Genomic DNA, 19,853 nt, shown 5'->3' on the forward strand with positions numbered 1-19,853 from the left:
GTGATGCAATCGCAGGCAAGCCAGCTCCCACAAGGGGAGCGGACAGCCGCGTGAATCAGTAGCGGTAAGCGTGCGGCTTGAACGGGCCTTCGACGGTCACGCCGATGTATTCAGCCTGTTGCTTGGTCAGTTGAGTGACCACGCCACCGAAACCGCGGACCATTTCCAGGGCCACTTCTTCGTCGAGTTTCTTCGGCAGTACTTCAACGGTCAGGCGCTCGGCTTTCTGGGCTGGCGACAGGTCGGCGTACTTCTGGCCGAACAGGAAGATCTGCGCCAGGACCTGGTTGGCGAACGAGCCATCCATGATACGGCTTGGGTGGCCAGTGGCGTTGCCCAGGTTAACCAGACGGCCTTCGGCCAGCAGGATCAGGTAGTCGTCGTTCTGTGGGTCGAAATCGCCCGCGCCAGTACGGTGAACCTTGTGAACCTGTGGCTTCACTTCTTCCCATGCCCAGTTCTTGCGCATGAAAGCGGTGTCGATTTCGTTGTCAAAGTGACCGATGTTGCAGACCACGGCGCGTTTCTTCAGGGCTTTGAGCATGTTCGCATCGCAAACATTGACGTTACCGGTGGTGGTCACGATCAGGTCGATCTTGCCCAGCAGGGCCTTGTCGATGCTCGCTTCGGTACCGTTGTTGATACCGTCGATGAACGGCGAAACCAGTTCGAAACCGTCCATGCAGGCTTGCATGGCGCAGATCGGGTCAACTTCGGAGACTTTGACGATCATGCCTTCCTGACGCAGGGACTGGGCCGAACCCTTGCCCACGTCACCGTAACCGATGACCAGCGCTTGCTTGCCGGACAACAGGTGGTCGGTGCCGCGCTTGATTGCGTCGTTCAGGCTGTGACGGCAGCCGTACTTGTTGTCGTTCTTGCTCTTGGTCACCGAGTCGTTGACGTTGATGGCCGGGATTTTCAGCTCGCCCTTGGCCAGCATGTCCAGCAGGCGGTGTACGCCAGTGGTGGTTTCTTCGGTGACGCCGTGGACGCGGTCGAGGATCGCCGGGTACTTCTTGTGCAGCAGCTCGGTCAGGTCGCCGCCGTCGTCGAGGATCATGTTGGCATCCCAAGGCTCGCCATTCTTGAGGATGGTTTGCTCCAGGCACCACTCGTACTCTTCTTCGGTTTCGCCTTTCCAGGCGAAAACCGGAATGCCGGCAGCGGCGATAGCGGCAGCGGCCTGGTCCTGAGTCGAGAAAATGTTGCAGGACGACCAGCGTACTTCGGCACCCAGGGCAACCAGGGTTTCGATCAGCACGGCAGTCTGAATGGTCATGTGGATGCAGCCCAGGATCTTCGCGCCCTTGAGCGGTTGTTCACCCGCGTACTTGCGACGCAGACCCATCAGGGCTGGCATTTCCGATTCGGCGATAATGGTTTCACGACGGCCCCAGGCAGCCAGGGACATGTCGGCAACTTTGTAGTCGTTAAAATCTGCAGGCGTGTTGACAGCGCTCATGAAGAGCCTCCATTCGTAAGTATGCGAATGGGCGCCGTTGTGCGTTTAGTGTCCAGCCGATCATGGCCGGGCAACGCCCCATCCGAGCCTGACAGGACGAACCTGCTGCAGCGCCCCTCGGACAGGTGGCGGGAAAACGGTATCAATCGAAGATGACCGTTTTGAAACGGGGGCGATTATAGCGGGCTACGCTCATCTTCCAAAGGGTTTCTGTCGGCCAAATGAAGATCGCTAATGGCGGCCATAGTCGAAGCCTCATGGAGCATGACTGCGTGGTCTGCCATGATGCCGGCATCAATCGGCAAGACGGTCAGGAGCGAGCATGAATTTCCACACCCGCAAATGGGTAAAACCCGAAGACCTTAACCCCAACGGCACGCTGTTCGGCGGTAGCCTGCTGCGCTGGATCGACGAAGAGGCCGCCATTTACGCAATCGTCCAGCTGGGCAACCAGCGTGTGGTCACCAAGTACATTTCCGAAATCAACTTCGTCAGCGCCTCACGCCAGGGCGACATCATCGAACTGGGTATCACCGCTACCGAATTCGGTCGTACCTCGATCACCCTGACGTGCGAGGTGCGCAACAAGATCACCCGCAAAAGCATCCTCACGGTCGAGAAGATGGTCTTCGTCAACCTGGGCGAAGACGGCTTGCCGGCGCCCCATGGCCGGACCGAGATCAAGTACGTCAAAGACCAGTTCCAGGATGACCCCGCCGTCGAATGACCACGGCCCTTGTGGCGAGGGAGCTTGCTCCCGCTGGGGCGCGCAGCGGCCCTAAAACCCGCAATCGCGTTTTGTCAGACGCAACCTGCGACCGCTTCGCGGCCGAGCGGGAGCAAGCTCCCTCGCCACGGGGGTTTGTATCGTTGCACAGATTATCTAAAGACTTAGCCGGGGGCGTTGGCCGTTGCGGCTTCGCGGCGTTGCAGGTAGATAAAGAACAGCGCCGTCAGCACGGTCAAGCCGCTGACCAGTGCGCCGGTCCACGGCAGGTCTGCAAGGTCGGCGCCGCTGGCCACCACCAGTCCGCCGATCCACGCTCCGGCGGCATTGCCCAGGTTGAAGGCGCTCTGGTTTAGCGTCGAACCCAGATTGGGTGCTTCGTTAGCCTGGTCGATGATCAGCAGTTGCAGAATCGGGCATAGTGCGAAGGCGAACACACCCCACAGTACCAGGGTGATGGCGGCCGGGATTACCGAGTGGCTGGTCTGGCTGAACGCGGCCAGCACCAGCACGACGGCAAGGGCCATGCCGACCAATGACGGCAGCAAACGGCTGTCGGCCAGGCGTCCGCCGAGCATGCTGCCAGCGGTCAAACCCACACCGAACAACAACAGCATGATGGTTACGCCGTGCGGGCTGACGCCGGTAATGTCCTGCAGGATCGGTGCGATGTAGGTGAAAACGCTGAACAGGCTGGTCGACGCCAGCACACTCATGCCCAACGCCAACAGCACATTGGTTTTGCCCAGCACCTTGAATTCGCTGGCCAGGTTGGCCTTGTCCATGGCGATCTCTTTCGGCAACCAGACCCACTGGGCGATGGCCGCGATCACGCCGATCACCGACACCGCCCAGAAAGTCGAGCGCCAGCCGGCGTATTGCCCGAGCGCGGTGCCCAGCGGTACGCCGAGTACGTTGGCGAGGGTCAGGCCGGTGAACATCATCGCAATTGCCTGGGCGCGTTTGTTCGGTGCCACTAAACCTGCCGCAACTACCGAGCCGATGCCGAAGAATGCGCCGTGGCACAACGCAGTAATCACCCGCGCGGCCATCAATGTGGCGTAGTTCGGGGCGAGCGCACAGAGGATGTTGCCGAGAATGAACATCAGCGTCATGCCCAGCAGCGTGGCTTTGCGTGGCATGTTAGCCGTCCCGATCGCGAGGATCGGTGCGCCGAACACCACGCCCAGGGCGTAGCCGGTAATCAGCAGGCCGGCCTCGGGAATGCTCACGGCGAGGTCGCGGGCGACATCGGGCAGCAAGCCCATGATGACGAATTCAGTGGTGCCGATGCCGAAGGCGGCAACAGCCAGTGCAAGCAAGGCGAGTGGCATGCGCAAGGTCTCTGTCGGTAGTCTTGACGCTCTGATCAGGCATACGCATGCGAGCTCCCGGTTCCGTGAGGATCGGGTAGCAGCAGGAATTTATTGGAATAAGTATGTGCGCAACTGAGTGCGGCGTGGTCGGTTGCAGTATAAACAGCTGCTGACATATGGCGAATCAATTCGGTTGATGCGGGCAAGGAGAGCAGGGTGCTTGCGACGATTCTGGTGTTGGTGGCGGCGTTGTTGCACGCAGCCTGGAATACCCTGATCAAGTTCAGTGCTGAGCGGTTATTGGTCGTGGCCTGCATGGACAGTGTAGCGATGCTGTTTGTCGCGCTGATGCTGGGTTTCGTCGCGCTGCCACCGATGGACATCTGGCCGTGGATACTCGCTTCGGCGGCCTTCGAGCTGCTCTATCGCTATCTGCTGATCCAGGCCTATCGGGTCGGCGATCTCGGGCTGGTCTATCCGCTGATGCGCGGTTTGTCGCCGTTGGTGGTCCTGGCGTTGACACTGGTCTTTGCTGGCGAAGTGCTGACGACCCAGCAGATCCTCGGCATTTTGCTGATCCCGCTCGGCATGCTGTGCCTGCTTTGGCAGGGCGGTGGCGGGGAGCGGTTGCCGTGGTCGATGTTGCCGGTAGTGGTGCTGATCGGCTTGTGCATCGGCGGCTACACCTTTATCGATGGGCAGGCGTTGCGGCGCTGGTCGCACCCGCTCGATTACCTGGTCTGGGTCACATTGCTCAGTGCCTGGCCGTTTCCGCTGTTGGCACTGGTGCGCAAACGTCCGGCTTTTATGCTGTTCTGGCGTGAGCAGTGGCGACTGGGCTTGAGCGTCGGGTTCTGCGTGTTGTTCAGCTACGCTTTGGTGCTCTGGGCCATGCAGTTGGGGTCAATTGCCGAAGCGGCGGCGTTGCGCGAGATCAGTGTGATTCTGGTGGTGCTGTTCGGCATGCGTTACCTCAAGGAGCCTTTCGGCAGGCCCAGGCTCTTGGCTTGTGGGCTGGTACTGGCCGGCATGTTCGTGATGAAGTTCTGAGCGAGCGTTTACGAAACTCTAAAAAGGAATCTGCAATGAATGTTGCCCTATGGTGTGTATTGATCGCGATTTTCTTGCCGTACGTTTGCACCGCCATCGCCAAAATCGGCGGCAAGTTCGGGCTTCGGGATAATCATGACCCGCGAGACTTCCTTGAGTCCCTCGAAGGGTTCGCCAGGCGTGCCCACTGGGCCCAGTTGAACAGCTTTGAAGTCACTCCGGCGTTTGCCGCCGCGGTCATCGTCGCGCACCTGGTCGGCAATGCCGAACTGGTGACGATCAACGTGCTGTCGGTGCTGTTCATCACCAGTCGCCTGCTTTACATCATCTGCTACCTGGCCGACTGGGCAATCCTGCGTTCGCTGGTGTGGTTTGTCGGCATGGGGCTGATTGCCGCCTTCTTTTTTGTGTCGATCTGACGCGATGCGGAACCGTTTTTGTAGCAGCAGGCTTCGCCAGCTGCTACAGGAATCAACAGCGTATTGGGTGCGACTTACTTTGTGTCGGTCACCTGCGGCAGTTGCGGTAGTGCCGCGCCTTTTGGCCAGAGCATCCAGATTTGCCCTTGCTGTTTCATGTCGCCGGCCAGTTGCCCAGCCGCATCGCCGGTGCCCCAGAACAGGTCGGCGCGAACTTCGCCGGTGATCGCGCCACCGGTGTCCTGTGCGGCGACGGGGCGCACCAGTGCGCTGCCATCAGGGCGGGTGGTGGATAACCAGAGCAGACTGCCCAGTGGAATCACCTTGCGATCCACCGCCACGCTGTAACCCGAGGTCAGTGGCACGTTCAGCGAGCCGCGTGGGCCTTCGTTGCTGTCAGGATTGCGGCTGAAGAATACATAACTCGGGTTACTGCCGAGCAGTTCAGGAATGCGCGTAGGGTGGGCCTTGGCCCAGGCACTGATGGCGCCCATGGTCACGTCTTCCTTCTTCAGTTCGCCCTGATCTATCAGCCAGCGGCCAATTGGGCGGTAGGGGTGACCGTTCTGGTCGGCATAACCGATGCGCAGTTGGCGGCCATCTTCCAGCTGAATGCGGCCCGAGCCCTGGATTTGTAGAAACTGCAGGTCCATCGGGTCGGTCAGCCACGCCAGTACAGGCGCCTTGACCCCTTTGGTTTCAATGGCGGCGGCATCGTCGTAAGGCTTGAGCACCCGGCCTTCAAGGCGACCGCGCAGGCGCTTGCCTTTGAGTTCGGGGTAAATGCTCTCAAGCGAGACGATGATCATGTCGTCCGGTACACCGTAAACCGGCACATTGGCCACCGGGTTCTGCGTCAGGCTGCCCGGATAGACCGGCTCGTAATAGCCGGTGATCAAGCCATTGGCATTGCCGCTGGAGGAGCGCAGGCCGTAGACCGCCAGCTGTTCCTTGAGAAAGCCACGGATGGCGTCTGCGGTTTGCGGCACGTTGGCGGCCGCTGCGCAGGTCGCGCCCCAGACCGGGTCGGACTTCAGGCGAATACAGGCGCTGCGCCAGGAACCGAAGCCGGCCAGCAAGTCATTATCAGATACCGCCGGCAAAGCTTCCCATGTCGCGCTGGAATAGGTGGCGATGGCGTGGGTTTGTGGTTTTGCGGTGTCGCCACTGTTGCAACCGGCCAGCAGGGCGACCATCGGTACGGTCCAGAGCAGAGTGTTGCGCCAGGCCTTGAAACGGCTGTTCATGCAGTATTTCCTGTGCAGGTTGCCCGAGCGCTTCCAGCGTTCAGGCAACCCTCATTGTTAATAGGGCTATTGGTCTTTGCCGACGACGCGAGGATACTGGCCGCCGTTTCCCGTGACCTGAAGCCACCATGACTCTTAAAAGACTTTCTGTTGTATTGCTGGCCTGCCTGACGCTGTCCGCCTGTGGCGGTGTCGATCCGAACTCGCCGCTGGGTCAGCGCAAGGCGATTTTCAAGCAAATGCTCAAGACCGGCGAAGACCTGGGCGGCATGTTGCGGGGACGTATCCCGTTCGATGGCCCGCGTTTTACCGCAGGTGCAGTCAAGCTCGACGCCTTGTCCCATGAGCCGTGGAAGCATTTCCCACAGGTTCGTGAGGACGGCAACACCAGCGCCAAAGACGGTGTCTGGCAGCAGCAGGCACGTTTCCAGGAAATGGCCCGCACACTGGAAGCCGCCACCGGTGACTTGGTGATTGCCAGCCAGGTTCAGCCGTACAAGGCCAGTAACCTGGGCCCGGCCGTGCAGAAAGTCGAAGACGCCTGTAGTGCGTGCCATAAACAGTTTCGTGATCACTGATTTCACGGAGTTGTAGATAATCTGTGGCGAGGGAGCTTGCTCCCGCTGGGTGGCGAAGCCGCCCCAGAATCGGCTATCGCGATTATCCCGGGAAATCGCGATAGCCGGACTGCGAACGCTACGCGTCCGAGCGGGAGCAAGCTCCCTCGCCACAAAAGCTGCTGCACTCATCGATCTCGGATTTACTTATCCAGCTCATCCAGCGCGCGCTGCAATTGCTTACGGGACTCGGCGAGTTTGTCTTTGCGTTTGTTTATCTTCTCGGCGTCGCCCTGTTTCATGGCCTTGTCGAGGTCGGCCTGACGGCGGCTGACTTCGTGCTTGGCGTCGAGCACCTTGTTCTCGCGCTCTTTCTTCAAGGAGGCGTCATTGCAGTGCTCGGTGGCTTCGCTCAGGGCTTTTTCCAGGCCAGACTGTTGCCCGGCATTGCCATGTGCCCTGGCCTGTTCGATCTGGTTGCTGATGGACTGGCGCTTGGCGGCGCAGCCAGTGAGTTGCGGAGTTTCTTCGGCAGCCATCAGCGGTGTCGCCATGACGCCACAAAGGGTCAGCATGACGAGCGGTGAAAGAAATTTCATAAAGGCTCCGTTTAAAAAATCATCAGGTCGGCAGCAGATGGGCTGTTGGAGCGCATCGATACTCATTGGGTTCAAAACTGCCGGCTCTCTGCATAGCTAAAAACCGTCTATCCCGGCAGCGTGTAATTGTTCGCTCAAGGCCAGCACCTGCGGGTCGCGAAAAAATGCGCTCAATTGCGCTGCGCGCCCCGGGCCGATTCCGGCTTCGGTCTGCCATTGCTCAGTGTCTCGTTGCGCCAGTAATTGCCATGAGTCTGCAAGTCTGGCCTCACCGGTAGGCGGCAAGCCCAATGCTTTCAGCCAGCGTGAAAAGGGCTGTTGCCGGGCGCTTTGCAGACTGTTCAGCAAGCGGACACTGCTGCGCTCGCCGAAGCCGTCAATGTTAGCAAGCTCTTGGGCGTCGAGGGTCAACCAATCGAGCAAACCCTTGAGGCGTCCGGCACTGATCAGTTTTTCCCAGGTGCCGGGGCCGATATGGTGCAGCGCCAGGCCTTGCTTGCCACTGAGCCAGGTCAGTCGTGCGAGAAACTGGCTTTCGCAGCCCGGTGTCGGTTGCCAACAGCTGAGGTGATGAAAGTCTGCTGCGCGTGGTGCGCTCACCTCAGGTCGTTCAGTGCTGCGCAACACGACACTGTCGAGTCGCGGGATGGTCAGCCCGGCAAGGCTGATGGCGACCTGATCGCCGGGGCGGATATCCATGGCCTGCCAGCGCTGCAACGAACTCACGCTGACACGTTTGATCTGTCGGTCATCGAGCGTGACCGGAGCGAGCTCGAGCACCGGGGTGATGCGCCCGGTGCGCCCGATCTTGAAGTTGACCTTGCGCACTTCAGCCAGTGCCTGGGCGAAAGGGTACTTCCAGGCCACGCTCCAGAACGGAGTTTTCGCCTCCCAGCGCTCTGCCGCCGGACGTTGGCTCTGACGCAAGACAATACCGTCGCTGGCAAACGGCAGGGGGGTGCGATACCAGTGATCGCGCCAACGTTCGGCATCGGCCAATGCGCCGACGGGCTGGCTGTAGAACTCACTGTCAGGGAAGCCCAATGCTTTCAGGGCGAGCAGGCGCTCCGGCAAGCTGGTCGGACCTTGCGGCCAGTCCCAGACGAATAGCCCGATCCCGTTGGCGTCCACAGGGCTCAGTTCTTTACGGGCCATCAACCCGGCCACGGCGCTGCGGGCGTTCAGGCTGCCGTGTTTGGCTTGCACATGATCCGTCAGGCGCCAATAAAGCTCGCCTTGCAACAGCAAGTCCAGTGGCTGCGGCAGTTGTTGGGGGATCGCGGCGATATTGCGCGCCGAGGCGGTCCAGTCCTGGCCGTTGATACCGTCGCCGCGACTGATCGCCTGTTGGAGCTGACCCTCGCGGTAAATCAACGTGACCGCTACGCCATCGACTTTGGGCTGAGCCCAGATATCGTCGCGTGTCTTGAGCCAGGCTTCGACGGCACGACCGTCGATGAGCTTTTCGAGGCCGGTGTGGGGAATCGGATGGGTAACCGTGCCGCGGGCGGTACGCAGCGGATTCTCAGGTGTTGCAGTCCGCTCAAAGCATTCTCGCCAGGCTTTGAGGTGGGCGCGGGATTGGTCGTAGATTTCGTCGGCGACCAGTGAATGTCCTTGCCGGTGATAGCTGTCGTCCCAGCGCTCGATTTGCTCTTGCAGCGCGGTGATTTCGGCTTGGGCTCGGGTGGGGAGCCAGTCGGGACAGCTATTGGCGTTGGCGTTCAGGCAGGTAACGATCAACCAGAAACCGATCAATAGACGAAGCGTGGGCAGCATCATGAGCATCCTTGCTCGAGGGGGATGCCTGAAGGCTAGATCAGCAGGGAGGCTGGCGAGCGCAGGTAGTTTTCAGGGTGTGTCCAGGCCGGATCAGCGCCCATGAAAAAGCCCCGCACGGCGAACCGTGCGGGGCTTTTTGTGTCGCCAGGAAGTCTTACAGACCGGCAGCAGCGCGCAGGGCGTCGGCGCGGTCGGTTTTTTCCCAGGTGAACGTGGTGAACGTATCGTCGCCCACGGTTTTGATTTCCGGGGTGCGACCGAAGTGGCCGTACGCAGCGGTGTCCTGGTACATCGGGTGCAGCAGGTCGAGCATGGTGGTGATTGCGTATGGACGCAGGTCGAACACTTCGCGGACCAGTTTGACGATCTTGTCGTCGCTGATCTTGCCGGTGCCGAAGGTGTTCAACGAAATCGAAGTCGGCTGAGCGACGCCGATGGCGTAGGAAACCTGAATCTCGCAACGCTCGGCCAGGCCGGCAGCCACGATGTTCTTGGCCACATAACGACCGGCGTAGGCAGCTGAACGGTCAACCTTCGATGGATCTTTACCGGAGAACGCGCCGCCGCCGTGACGGGCCATGCCGCCGTAGCTGTCAACGATGATCTTGCGACCGGTCAGGCCGCAGTCGCCCACCGGGCCACCGATGATGAACTGGCCAGTCGGGTTGATGTGGAACTGGGTGTCCTTGGACAGCAGCTCGGCAGGCAGCACGTGCTTGACGATCAGTTCCATCACGCCTTCGCGCAGGTCTTTGTAGGATACTTCCGGGTTGTGCTGGGTCGACAGTACAACGGCGTCGATACCGACAACCTTGCCGTTTTCGTAGCGGCAGGTCACTTGCGACTTGGCGTCTGGACGCAGCCAAGGCAGCAGGCCGGACTTGCGGGCTTCGGCCTGGCGCTGAACCAGTTGGTGCGAGAAGGTGATCGGTGCTGGCATCAGCACGTCGGTTTCGTTGCTGGCGTAGCCGAACATCAGGCCCTGGTCGCCGGCGCCCTGGTCTTCAGGCTTGGCACGATCAACACCCTGGTTGATGTCGGGGGACTGCTTGCCGATGATGTTCATCACGCCGCAGGTCGCGCCGTCGAAGCCGACATTCGAGCTGTTGTAGCCGATGTCGAGGATCACGTTGCGGACGATGTCTTCCAGATCGACCCAGGCCGAGGTGGTGACTTCGCCGGCGATGATCGCCACGCCCGTTTTCACCAGAGTCTCGCACGCCACACGGGCGAACTTGTCTTCAGCAATGATGGCGTCCAGCACCGCATCAGAAATCTGGTCGGCGATTTTGTCCGGATGCCCTTCAGACACGGACTCGGAGGTGAAGAGGGAGTATTCGCTCATCTCGATGTTTTCCTACAATTTACCGATGGTGAGTGTCGCCAGCCGGTCGCTGAAAGTGGCGGACCTGGATCTGGAAACCATTACGTAAGCCTACATAGAGGCTTTCCCCGGGAACGAGTCCCGCAGCGGTGGCCCAACGGGCCAAATCGTCCTGTTCAAACCCCAACCAAAGATCACCGCAGGCCTCCTTGGCCCAACTTTGGTTGTGGCTACATAACTCTGTCACTAACAGGCTACCGCCTGGTTGCAGCAAGCCGGCCATGTGCTTGAGCGCATCGGCTGGCGCGGCGAAATGGTGCAAGACCATGTTCAGTACAACGCAATCGGCCTCAAGGCTTACGCCATCCAATGCATCGGCCAATTGCAGGCTGACGTTAGCCAGCTTTTCACGTTCGCAGACCTGACGCGCCAGTTCGAGCATCGCCGGGCTGTTGTCGAGCGCTGTGACCTGACTGAAGCGGCGCGCCAGTTCCGGCAGAAAACTGCCGTCGCCGGGGCCGACTTCAATCGCGGAGGCACCTTCGCTGAAGCTCAACTTGTCGAGCAGGGCCAGCACGCTTTCACGGTACTGCGCCAAGCCGGCGATCAAGTCTTGCTGGGCGCGAAACTTTTCCGCAACCCGTGAGAAAAAGTCCTGGCTGGCAGCGGCTCGTTGTCCGTGGACCTGGCTGATCCGCGCCTGCACATCGCTGGGCAGGGTCAGGTTGTCCACTTCGTCGAGCAGTGCTGCATGCAGCTTGCCGCCCAACAATTCGGTGTGGGGCAGGGCGCGACGGTAAAAAATCGCGTTGCCTTCACGGCGGGTCGCTACCAGCTCAGCCTGGGCCAGCACCTTCAAGTGGTGGCTCATGCCCGATTGGCCGGTGGCGAAGATTTGCGCCAGCTCCAGCACGCCGAACGAATCGTTGGCCAGTGCGCGCAAAACGTTCAGCCGCAACGGATCACCGCCGGCCTTGCACAAGGCCGCCAGCTCATCGCAATCGTCATGGCGAATGGAAGGCACGCGTAAGTTCATAAGGCCAGCAGTCTAGTGATGCGTCGAAATCCCTGCAAGGTCAATATCAAAAAGTTTTGATATTGCTCGATGGATGGCACTTCTCACGGGATGATTAACTCTACAAACGTACAGCGGAAAGGTTTCATCACCCGAAACCGTCGTTATCCGTGGGAAAAACGTCTCCAGATGACTATCTGTCATTGCCCCGAGGCTGTCCGCTGAGGGAAAATGCTCGCCTTTTTTCCGTTTCGTTTTATTCACTCTCGATTCAGTATCAGCAGGAGAACAGCGATGCCCAGCCGTCGTGAGCGTGCCAACGCCATTCGTGCCCTCAGCATGGATGCCGTGCAAAAAGCCAACAGCGGCCATCCCGGTGCCCCTATGGGTATGGCGGATATCGCCGAAGTGCTTTGGCGTGACTACCTCAAGCACAACCCGAGCAATCCATCATTTGCCGACCGCGACCGGTTCATCCTGTCCAACGGTCACGGCTCGATGTTGCTTTACTCGTTGCTGCACCTGACCGGCTACGACCTGTCGATCGATGACCTGAAAAACTTCCGCCAACTGCACAGCCGCACACCGGGCCACCCGGAACTCGGTTACACCCCGGGTGTTGAAACCACCACTGGCCCGTTGGGTCAGGGCCTGGCCAACGCCGTGGGCTTTGCCCTGGCAGAAAAAGTCCTGGCGGCGCAGTTCAACCGTCCAGGTCACAACGTTGTCGACCACCACACCTATGTGTTCCTGGGTGATGGCTGCATGATGGAAGGCATTTCCCACGAAGTCAGCTCCCTGGCTGGTACCCTGGGCCTGGGCAAACTGATCGCTTTCTACGATGACAACGGCATCTCCATCGACGGCGAAGTCGAAGGCTGGTTCACCGATGACACCCCGAAGCGTTTCGAAGCCTACAACTGGCAAGTGATCCGCAACGTTGACGGTCACGACCCGGAAGAGATCAAGACCGCGATCGACACTGCACGCAAAAGCGCGCAACCGACGCTGATCTGCTGCAAAACCACCATCGGCTTCGGTTCGCCGAACAAACAAGGCAAGGAAGATTGCCACGGTGCCCCACTGGGTGACGCGGAAATCGCCTTGACCCGCACTGCGCTGAAGTGGAACTACGGCCCTTTCGAAATCCCGGCCGACATCTATGCCGAGTGGGATGCCAAGGAAGCCGGTCGCGCTGTCGAAGCCGAGTGGGATCAGCGTTTCGCTGCCTACTCCGCCGAATTCCCGGAGCTGGCCAACGAGCTGGTCCGTCGTCTGAGCGGTGAGCTGCCAGAAGACTTCGCTGAAAAAGCCTCGGCCTACATCGCTGAAGTCGCAGCCAAGGGCGAAACCATCGCCAGCCGTAAAGCCAGCCAGAACGCCCTGAACGCGTTCGGCCCGCTGCTGCCGGAAATGCTCGGCGGTTCGGCTGACCTGGCCGGTTCCAACCTGACCCTGTGGAAAGGTTGCAAAGGTGTCAGCGCTGAAGACGCCAGCGGCAACTACATGTACTACGGCGTTCGCGAGTTCGGCATGACTGCCATCATGAACGGCGTTGCCTTGCACGGCGGCCTGGTGCCTTACGGCGCAACCTTCCTGATGTTCATGGAATACGCCCGCAACGCCGTGCGCATGTCCGCCCTGATGAAGCAGCGCGTGATCCACGTCTACACCCACGACTCCATCGGTCTGGGCGAAGACGGCCCGACTCACCAGCCAATCGAGCAACTGGCCAGCTTGCGCTGCACGCCGAACCTCGACACCTGGCGTCCAGCCGATGCCGTTGAATCGGCAGTGGCCTGGAAGAACGCCCTGGAGCGTAAAGACGGTCCTACCGCGCTGATCTTCTCGCGTCAGAACCTGCAGCACCAAACCCGTGACGCGGTGCAGATCGAACTGATCAACCGTGGTGGTTATGTGCTCAAGGATTGCTTCGGTGAGCCTGAGCTGATCCTGATCTCCACCGGTTCGGAAGTCGGCCTGGCCGTTCAGGCCTACGACAAGCTGACTGAACAGGGCCGCAAGGTGCGCGTGGTTTCCATGCCATGCACCAGCGTGTTCGATGCTCAGGATGCCGGCTACAAGCAAGCGGTTCTGCCGTTGCAGGTCAGCGCCCGTATCGCCATCGAGGCCGCTCACGCGGACTACTGGTACAAGTACGTGGGCCTGGAAGGTCGCGTCATCGGCATGACCACCTACGGCGAGTCGGCGCCTGCGCCGGCCTTGTTCGAAGAGTTCGGCTTCACCCTGGAAAACATCCTGGGTCAGGCTGAAGAGTTGCTGGAAGACTAAGTCCGACAGTTGCGTTGTCTGTTCTGACGCTATCGTCGGAACGCCGCCCGGAGCAAGCTCGCTCCCACATGGACGGTGTATATCCCTGTGGGAGCGAGCTTGCTCGCGATGACAATGGAACATTCAACGCTGCACTGACGGATTCACCACGGTAATCGAGAACCCCATGCCTCAACCGCGTCCTTACAAAGTTGCACTCAACGGCTACGGCCGGATTGGTCGTTGCGTCTTGCGTGCTTTGTTCGAGCGAGGGGCGGCGGCCGGGTTTGAAATTGTGGCGATCAACGATCTGGCCGACATGGCCAGCATCGAATACCTGACACGCTTCGACTCCACCCACGGGCGTTTTCCCGGTGAGGTGAAGGTCGACGGCGATTGTCTGCATATTAATGGCAACTGCGTGAAGGTCCTGCGCAGTGCCACCCCCGAAGGCATTGATTGGGCGTCTCTGGGCGTCGATCTGGTGCTTGAGTGCTCCGGTGCTTACCACACGCGCGCAGACGGCCAGCGTTTCCTCGATGCGGGCGCACCGCGTGTGCTGTTTTCCCAGCCGATGGCCAGCGAGGCGGATGTCGACGCCACCATCGTCTACGGCGTCAATCAGGAGTGCCTGACCGGCGACGAGCTGCTGGTGTCCAACGCGTCCTGCACCACCAACTGCGGCGTGCCGCTGTTGCGCCTGCTGGATCAGGCCTTTGGTCTGGACTACGTATCGATCACCACGATTCACTCGGCGATGAACGATCAGCCGGTCATTGACGCCTACCACCACGAAGACTTGCGCCGCACCCGTTCGGCGTTCCAGTCGGTGATCCCGGTGTCCACCGGCCTGGCGCGCGGTATCGAACGCTTGCTGCCGGAACTTGCCGGGCGAATTCAGGCCAAAGCTGTACGCGTGCCGACGGTCAACGTGTCTTGCCTCGATATCACGATGCAAACCGTTACCGACACTGACGCGAGTGAAGTCAACCGGATCCTGCGCGAGGCTGCCACCAGCGGCCCGCTCAAGGGGCTTTTGGCTTACACCGAATTGCCTCACGCCAGTTGTGATTTCAACCATGACCCGCATTCGGCGATCGTCGATGCCAGTCAGACCCGCGTTTCCGGCCCAAGGCTGGTGAACGTGCTGGCCTGGTTCGACAACGAATGGGGTTTTGCCAACCGAATGCTGGATGTTGCAGAACACTATCTGCAAACAGCTATCAAGCTCTCTGCCTCTAAAAAACCTGCTCTCTAAAACAGCTATCCAGGAAATGCGACCCATGACCGTGTTGAAGATGTCCGACCTCGATCTGCAAGGTAAGCGCGTATTGATCCGCGAAGACCTCAACGTCCCAGTCAAGGACGGTGTTGTCTCCAGCGATGCGCGAATCCTGGCCTCGCTGCCGACCATCAAGCTGGCCCTGGAAAAAGGCGCGGCGGTGATGGTCTGCTCGCACCTGGGCCGTCCGACCGAAGGCGAGTTCTCGGCCGAGAACAGTCTCAAGCCAGTGGCTGACTACCTGAGCAAGGCGCTGGGCCGTGAAGTGCCGCTGGTGTCCGACTACCTGGGCGGCGTTGACGTCAAGGCCGGCGACATCGTGCTGTTCGAGAACGTGCGCTTCAACAAGGGCGAGAAAAAGAACGCTGACGAACTGGCGAAGCAATACGCTGCCCTGTGCGACGTGTTCGTGATGGACGCCTTCGGCACCGCTCACCGTGCCGAGGGTTCGACCCACGGCGTGGCCAAGTTTGCCAAAGTCGCTGCGGCTGGCCCGTTGCTGGCTGCCGAGCTGGACGCACTGGGCAAAGCCCTGGGCGCCCCGGCCCAGCCAATGGCGGCCATCGTCGCCGGCTCCAAGGTCTCGACCAAACTCGACGTGCTGAACAGCCTGAGCCAGATCTGCGACCAGCTGATCGTCGGTGGCGGTATCGCCAACACCTTCCTGGCCGCTGCCGGTCACCCAGTCGGCAAATCGCTGTACGAGCCAGACCTGCTGGACACCGCCCGCGCCATCGCCGCCAAAGTCAGTGTGCCATTGCCGGTCGACGTGGTGGTTGCCAAGGAATTCGCTGAAAGCGCTACCGCGACCGTCAAGCTGATCGCTGACGTAGCAGCAGACGACATGATCCTCGACATCGGCCCACAGACTGCGGCGCACTTCGCTGAGCTGCTGAAATCGTCGAAAACCATCCTGTGGAACGGCCCGGTCGGCGTATTCGAATTCGACCAGTTCGGTAACGGCACCAAAGTCCTCGCTCAGGCCATCGCAGACAGCTCGGCGTTCTCCATCGCGGGCGGCGGCGACACCCTGGCAGCCATCGATAAGTATGGCGTTGCCGGGCAGATCTCCTACATTTCTACCGGCGGCGGCGCGTTCCTCGAGTTCGTCGAAGGCAAAGTGCTGCCAGCGGTTGAAGTTCTGGAAAGCCGCGCAAAGGCCTAAGGGTCATCCATTGACCAGGCAAAGGAGTGTTTACATGGTCAAGACGTTAGCGACATTGATCGCAGCGGGTGTACTGGCCGGCTGCGGGAGCACCCCGAAAGCCGCGCAGGAATCGGATACCGGCGCGCCGGACAAAGGCTGTTATCAGGCCGACTGGCAAGCCGAAACCAACCCGGTGCTCAACAAGCGTTCCGGGCCGGATGGCCTGGATAAATACGAGACACGGACCCCGGCCAAGGAACATGGTTGCCCTTGACCGGTCTGACTCACTGATACCCAGCGCAGTTGGCGTGTGCCGACTGCCGAGGAAAATGGATGAAAGGCTTGATAGCCGTGGGGTCGCTGGCAGTACTTGCCGGTTGCGCCACTATGAACCCGTTCGCGTCGTCGCCTGTTGCGTCCGATATTTGGACGAACTGGGTTTGCGATAGCCAGGCTCCCGTGCACTGGCGCTACACCGACGCCACGCACAACACCGTGGATGTGCGGCTCAGCGACGACCAGGTTCATCGCTTGAAGCTTGATCCGGCAGGCGGTGGTTCGCTGTACAGCGACGACCAGTTGGCGTTTCACGTAAAAGGTGAGGAAGGCCTGGTGTACTGGGTCGCCACCAACGATTTGATCGGCCGCGGCTGTAAAGCCAAGTAACACAATCGGTCTGATTCACAGAGATCCAAATGTGGGAGCGGGCTTTTGTGGCGAGGGGGCTTGCCCCCGTTGGAGTGCGAAGCGCTCCCAAAACCTGCGGGCGCGGTGCATCAGTAAGACCGCATCAGCCAATTTGCGACTGCTTCGCAGCCGAACGGAGGCAAGCCCCCTCGCCACAGGGTTCGCGCAAGACACGAGATTTTTGCAACACCGAATTCGCAGGCCGGCCTAACCCCCGATCTGCATTAACTTGAATAGCAGCCGCCGCTACGGCAGGCTTGCACGATTAACGACCCTCAACCGGGAGAGACACACACCATGGCACTTATCAGCATGCGCCAGATGCTGGACCACGCAGCCGAGTTCGGCTACGGCGTTCCAGCCTTCAACGTCAACAACCTTGAGCAGATGCGCGCCATCATGGAAGCCGCTGACAAGACTGACTCCCCGGTGATCGTCCAGGCTTCGGCCGGCGCCCGTAAATACGCTGGCGCGCCATTCCTGCGTCACCTGATTCTGGCGGCGATCGAAGAATTCCCGCACATCCCGGTATGCATGCACCAGGACCACGGCACCAGCCCTGACGTCTGCCAGCGTTCGATCCAGCTGGGCTTCAGCTCGGTGATGATGGACGGCTCCCTCGGCGAAGACGGCAAGACCCCGACCGACTACGACTACAACGTCCGTGTAACTCAACAAACCGTGGCCATGGCTCACGCCTGCGGCGTATCGGTAGAAGGCGAGCTGGGCTGCCTGGGTTCGCTGGAAACCGGCATGGCTGGTGAAGAAGATGGTATTGGCGCAGAAGGCGTGCTCGATCACAGCCAAATGCTGACCGACCCGGAAGAAGCCGCTGACTTCGTCAAGCGCACCCAGGTCGACGCCCTGGCCATCGCCATCGGCACCAGCCACGGCGCGTACAAGTTCACCAAGCCACCAACCGGCGACGTGCTGGCCATCGACCGCATCAAGGAAATCCACAAACGCATCCCGAACACCCACCTGGTGATGCACGGTTCCTCTTCGGTTCCGCAAGAGTGGCTGGCGATCATCAACCAGTACGGCGGCGACATCAAAGAAACCTACGGCGTACCGGTTGAAGAAATCGTCGAAGGCATCAAGCACGGCGTGCGCAAGGTCAACATCGACACCGACCTGCGCCTGGCATCCACCGGCGCAATGCGTCGCCTGATGGCCACCAACCCGAGCGAATTCGACCCACGTAAATTCTTCGGTGCGACCGTGACGGCCATGCGTGATGTGTGTATTGCACGTTATGAGGCGTTCGGTACTGCGGGCAATGCTTCGAAGATCAAGGCGATCTCTTTGGAAGGGATGTTCCAGCGTTATTTGAAGGGTGAGTTGAACGCCAAGGTTAACTAAGCCTCAGGCGTTTATAAAAAAACCCGCAGCGATGCGGGTTTTTTTGCGGCTGGAGCTTGGTTCGATTTGTTGGACTGTCTAATCCGCGCTTTATTTCAACCGCACGATCTAGTTTTTTCATATAAATAAACCTGAGAGTCATCTGGACCAGCAACATTTTCCCTAGAGGGGGCGCGTAAATAAGCCTGTGGCACGCTTTAATGCTCTGCCTGATCTCGCCCCTGATTCACCGCCAAGGTGGCGTGCGGGGAGTTGTCGGCGTCCGGTTAGAGCCAGTTGGGCGGTGAGGCGACTGGGGACGGCGCAATGACTGTCCCCTCCCTTACACCAATTCAGGCATATAGTTACTTTATTGCGGCCAGTCGACACCGCGCTCTTTAATATTTAAAGTGAAGTTAGTATCCCCGCCATTGCCGCCATAAGTGGTAATGGCTCCCCAAAATAGGTGATTGCTCATGGCCATGGGCGTTTTATCGTGTAACTGTAGGTTTTTGCGAATACTGTCATCCTGGATTTGAATCGTCTGCGTGTTGCTTGTCATGCGATCAAGATTGCAGATGTTACCATTTTGCATAAGTATTAAGTTACAAGGGTTTCCTGACTTGACAGCGTATAGCCAGCCGCTGCTTGCGCTTAGATATATTCCTGTTCCCAGGCTTGTGACATATATGTTATATAGATTTGGTTGGACGTATCTAAAATAAAGTTTTGCTGCATAGGCCCCGTCGCAGGAGTTGATGCATGCATAGTCAATATCTTGGTATATGAGTTTCGCTGTGGCTGCACCGCCAAACCTGTCGCCATAAGTGTTTTCTTGGTAGACTTTTTTAAAGCAAAACTTAGCCTCAAGTCCTCCTTTTACAGTCATTTCAGCGGTGAACGAAAATGCTACTTGATCTATGTTGGACATGTAATACCTCGATTTTACTGAGTGGTACAGAATTAACGTTTTGAGCGCAGGGAGCAAAGGGGCAGAGTATTTGCTGTCTGCTTTTGTTTTACGCTTGTTGCGTTGGAGAGATTAGATGGGGTATTAGCTTCTCGCACCTGTAAAAACTGACAGTTTTTAATATCGTTTTGTTATAGATAAACAAACCTGCACTCATTTAATGCAAAAAAGTGCGAACGAAAACTGGGCAAAACAAAAGGGGGGGGCGGCACCTGAGGGGTCCCCGCAAATCTACTCAAAAGCCTGCGCTTGTCGGCGAACCTCGTCTTGTCACGTGCGCTCAAGTCTCTCCAAGGTTTTGCGAGAGTTTGAGCCACGTCCGCTGCGCCAGTATTCCAAACCCAATCGCCGCAGCGGCAACATCCTTCGATGTTTTAGGCTGTTGCTTAGAAAGCGATGTTCATGACCCGCTTCGTGGGCCTGAAAGCCCGTTAAACCGTAAATTATGATAGACATAGACACCGTCTGCGTCTGGTTAGCCTCCACCAGCGCGATACGTCGCCTGATGGCCACCAACCTGAGCGAATTCGACCCACGTAAATTCTTCGGCGCCACCGTAACGACTATGTGTGATGTGTGTATTGTAAGCGCTCCATGAACCCCACATTTTTAAAGGTGGGGATCTATGGCTATCTTGGAATTTGCGGCGTGCAG

At 59.1% G+C, this 19,853-nt stretch carries 18 protein-coding genes, 1 pseudogene and 1 riboswitch; of the genes and pseudogenes, 11 read left to right on the forward strand and 8 right to left on the reverse strand.

Translation table 11 applies throughout. The annotated features are described in order from the left end of the window. Nucleotides 1–55: 55 nt before the first annotated feature. Nucleotides 56–1,465, reverse strand: a complete 1,410-nt coding sequence (gene ahcY, locus KRR23_RS20915; protein ID WP_216744047.1) for an adenosylhomocysteinase — start codon at nt 1,463–1,465, stop codon at nt 56–58. 22 nt (nt 1,466–1,487) lie between these two features. Next, nucleotides 1,488–1,590, reverse strand: a riboswitch (S-adenosyl-L-homocysteine riboswitch). A 197-nt stretch (nt 1,591–1,787) separates the two neighbouring features. Between ahcY and KRR23_RS20920 the strand changes: the two genes are divergently transcribed. After that, nucleotides 1,788–2,192 (forward strand): acyl-CoA thioesterase, encoded by a 405-nt coding sequence (locus KRR23_RS20920; protein WP_019694048.1) that lies wholly within the window; start codon nt 1,788–1,790, stop codon nt 2,190–2,192. Nucleotides 2,193–2,356: 164 nt separating this feature from the next. Here the strand turns inward: KRR23_RS20920 and KRR23_RS20925 are convergent, their stop codons facing one another. Continuing rightward, nucleotides 2,357–3,526, reverse strand: a complete 1,170-nt coding sequence (locus KRR23_RS20925) for an MFS transporter (RefSeq protein WP_216744048.1) — start codon at nt 3,524–3,526, stop codon at nt 2,357–2,359. Between the two features lie 198 nt (nt 3,527–3,724). On the opposite strand from KRR23_RS20925, the gene KRR23_RS20930 reads away from it, so the two are divergent. Together KRR23_RS20930 and KRR23_RS20935 are read left to right on the forward strand one after the other, a co-directional pair. Further along, complete coding sequence (locus KRR23_RS20930; RefSeq protein ID WP_216744049.1) at nt 3,725–4,558, forward strand: EamA family transporter; 834 nt, start codon at nt 3,725–3,727, stop codon at nt 4,556–4,558. 35 nt (nt 4,559–4,593) lie between these two features. Continuing rightward, nucleotides 4,594–4,977: an MAPEG family protein gene (locus KRR23_RS20935; protein ID WP_145014392.1), complete on the forward strand. Its 384-nt coding sequence runs from the start codon at nt 4,594–4,596 to the stop codon at nt 4,975–4,977. Between the two features lie 74 nt (nt 4,978–5,051). On the opposite strand, the gene KRR23_RS20940 is transcribed toward KRR23_RS20935, so the two are convergent. Beyond that, on the reverse strand, nt 5,052–6,224 hold the full coding sequence (locus KRR23_RS20940) for a murein transglycosylase A (protein ID WP_216744050.1): 1,173 nt from the start codon (nt 6,222–6,224) through the stop codon (nt 5,052–5,054). Nucleotides 6,225–6,352: 128 nt separating this feature from the next. Between KRR23_RS20940 and KRR23_RS20945 the strand changes: the two genes are divergently transcribed. Next, nucleotides 6,353–6,802, forward strand: a complete 450-nt coding sequence (locus KRR23_RS20945) for a cytochrome c (RefSeq protein WP_216744051.1) — start codon at nt 6,353–6,355, stop codon at nt 6,800–6,802. Nucleotides 6,803–6,984: 182 nt separating this feature from the next. Here the strand turns inward: KRR23_RS20945 and KRR23_RS20950 are convergent, their stop codons facing one another. From KRR23_RS20950 to KRR23_RS20965, 4 genes are all read right to left on the reverse strand, one after another. After that, entirely contained in the window at nt 6,985–7,380 is a 396-nt protein-coding gene (locus KRR23_RS20950) for a DUF1090 domain-containing protein (RefSeq protein ID WP_216744052.1), read from the reverse strand. A 96-nt stretch (nt 7,381–7,476) separates the two neighbouring features. Continuing rightward, nucleotides 7,477–9,159 (reverse strand): NAD-dependent DNA ligase LigB, encoded by a 1,683-nt coding sequence (ligB, locus tag KRR23_RS20955; protein ID WP_216744053.1) that lies wholly within the window; start codon nt 9,157–9,159, stop codon nt 7,477–7,479. 157 nt (nt 9,160–9,316) lie between these two features. Then, the gene (gene metK, locus KRR23_RS20960) at nt 9,317–10,507 is read right to left on the reverse strand and encodes a methionine adenosyltransferase (protein ID WP_054594424.1); all 1,191 of its coding nucleotides are present in this window, start codon (nt 10,505–10,507) and stop codon (nt 9,317–9,319) included. Nucleotides 10,508–10,526: 19 nt separating this feature from the next. Continuing rightward, nucleotides 10,527–11,522: a metalloregulator ArsR/SmtB family transcription factor gene (locus KRR23_RS20965; RefSeq protein WP_216744054.1), complete on the reverse strand. Its 996-nt coding sequence runs from the start codon at nt 11,520–11,522 to the stop codon at nt 10,527–10,529. A 273-nt stretch (nt 11,523–11,795) separates the two neighbouring features. Here KRR23_RS20965 and tkt point away from each other — a divergent pair, with 273 nt between their 5' ends. The 6 genes from tkt to fba all read left to right on the forward strand — a co-directional run bounded on the left by tkt (nt 11,796) and on the right by fba (nt 18,250). Beyond that, nucleotides 11,796–13,793 (forward strand): transketolase, encoded by a 1,998-nt coding sequence (tkt, locus tag KRR23_RS20970; protein WP_216744055.1) that lies wholly within the window; start codon nt 11,796–11,798, stop codon nt 13,791–13,793. Nucleotides 13,794–13,959: 166 nt separating this feature from the next. Then, on the forward strand, nt 13,960–15,030 hold the full coding sequence (epd, locus tag KRR23_RS20975) for an erythrose-4-phosphate dehydrogenase (RefSeq protein ID WP_216744056.1): 1,071 nt from the start codon (nt 13,960–13,962) through the stop codon (nt 15,028–15,030). 25 nt (nt 15,031–15,055) lie between these two features. Continuing rightward, nucleotides 15,056–16,219, forward strand: a complete 1,164-nt coding sequence (locus tag KRR23_RS20980) for a phosphoglycerate kinase (RefSeq protein WP_216744057.1) — start codon at nt 15,056–15,058, stop codon at nt 16,217–16,219. A gap of 34 nt (nt 16,220–16,253) precedes the next feature. Next, the gene (locus tag KRR23_RS20985; RefSeq protein WP_054594419.1) at nt 16,254–16,475 is read left to right on the forward strand and encodes a hypothetical protein; all 222 of its coding nucleotides are present in this window, start codon (nt 16,254–16,256) and stop codon (nt 16,473–16,475) included. Between the two features lie 59 nt (nt 16,476–16,534). After that, the gene (locus KRR23_RS20990; protein WP_216744058.1) at nt 16,535–16,867 is read left to right on the forward strand and encodes an MliC family protein; all 333 of its coding nucleotides are present in this window, start codon (nt 16,535–16,537) and stop codon (nt 16,865–16,867) included. A 318-nt stretch (nt 16,868–17,185) separates the two neighbouring features. Then, entirely contained in the window at nt 17,186–18,250 is a 1,065-nt protein-coding gene (fba, locus tag KRR23_RS20995; protein ID WP_216744059.1) for a class II fructose-bisphosphate aldolase, read from the forward strand. A 349-nt stretch (nt 18,251–18,599) separates the two neighbouring features. On the opposite strand, the gene KRR23_RS21000 is transcribed toward fba, so the two are convergent. After that, a complete protein-coding gene (locus KRR23_RS21000; RefSeq protein ID WP_216744060.1) occupies nt 18,600–19,160 on the reverse strand; it encodes a hypothetical protein in 561 nt (186 codons plus the stop codon). Nucleotides 19,161–19,647: 487 nt separating this feature from the next. Between KRR23_RS21000 and KRR23_RS21005 the strand changes: the two are divergent. Next, a pseudogene (locus KRR23_RS21005) lies at nt 19,648–19,782 on the forward strand (fructose-1,6-bisphosphate aldolase); the annotation flags it as partial. Nucleotides 19,783–19,853: the final 71 nt, after the last annotated feature.

The organism is Pseudomonas sp. CVAP#3, from assembly GCF_018986375.1.
GTDB lineage: Bacteria > Pseudomonadota > Gammaproteobacteria > Pseudomonadales > Pseudomonadaceae > Aquipseudomonas > Aquipseudomonas helvetica.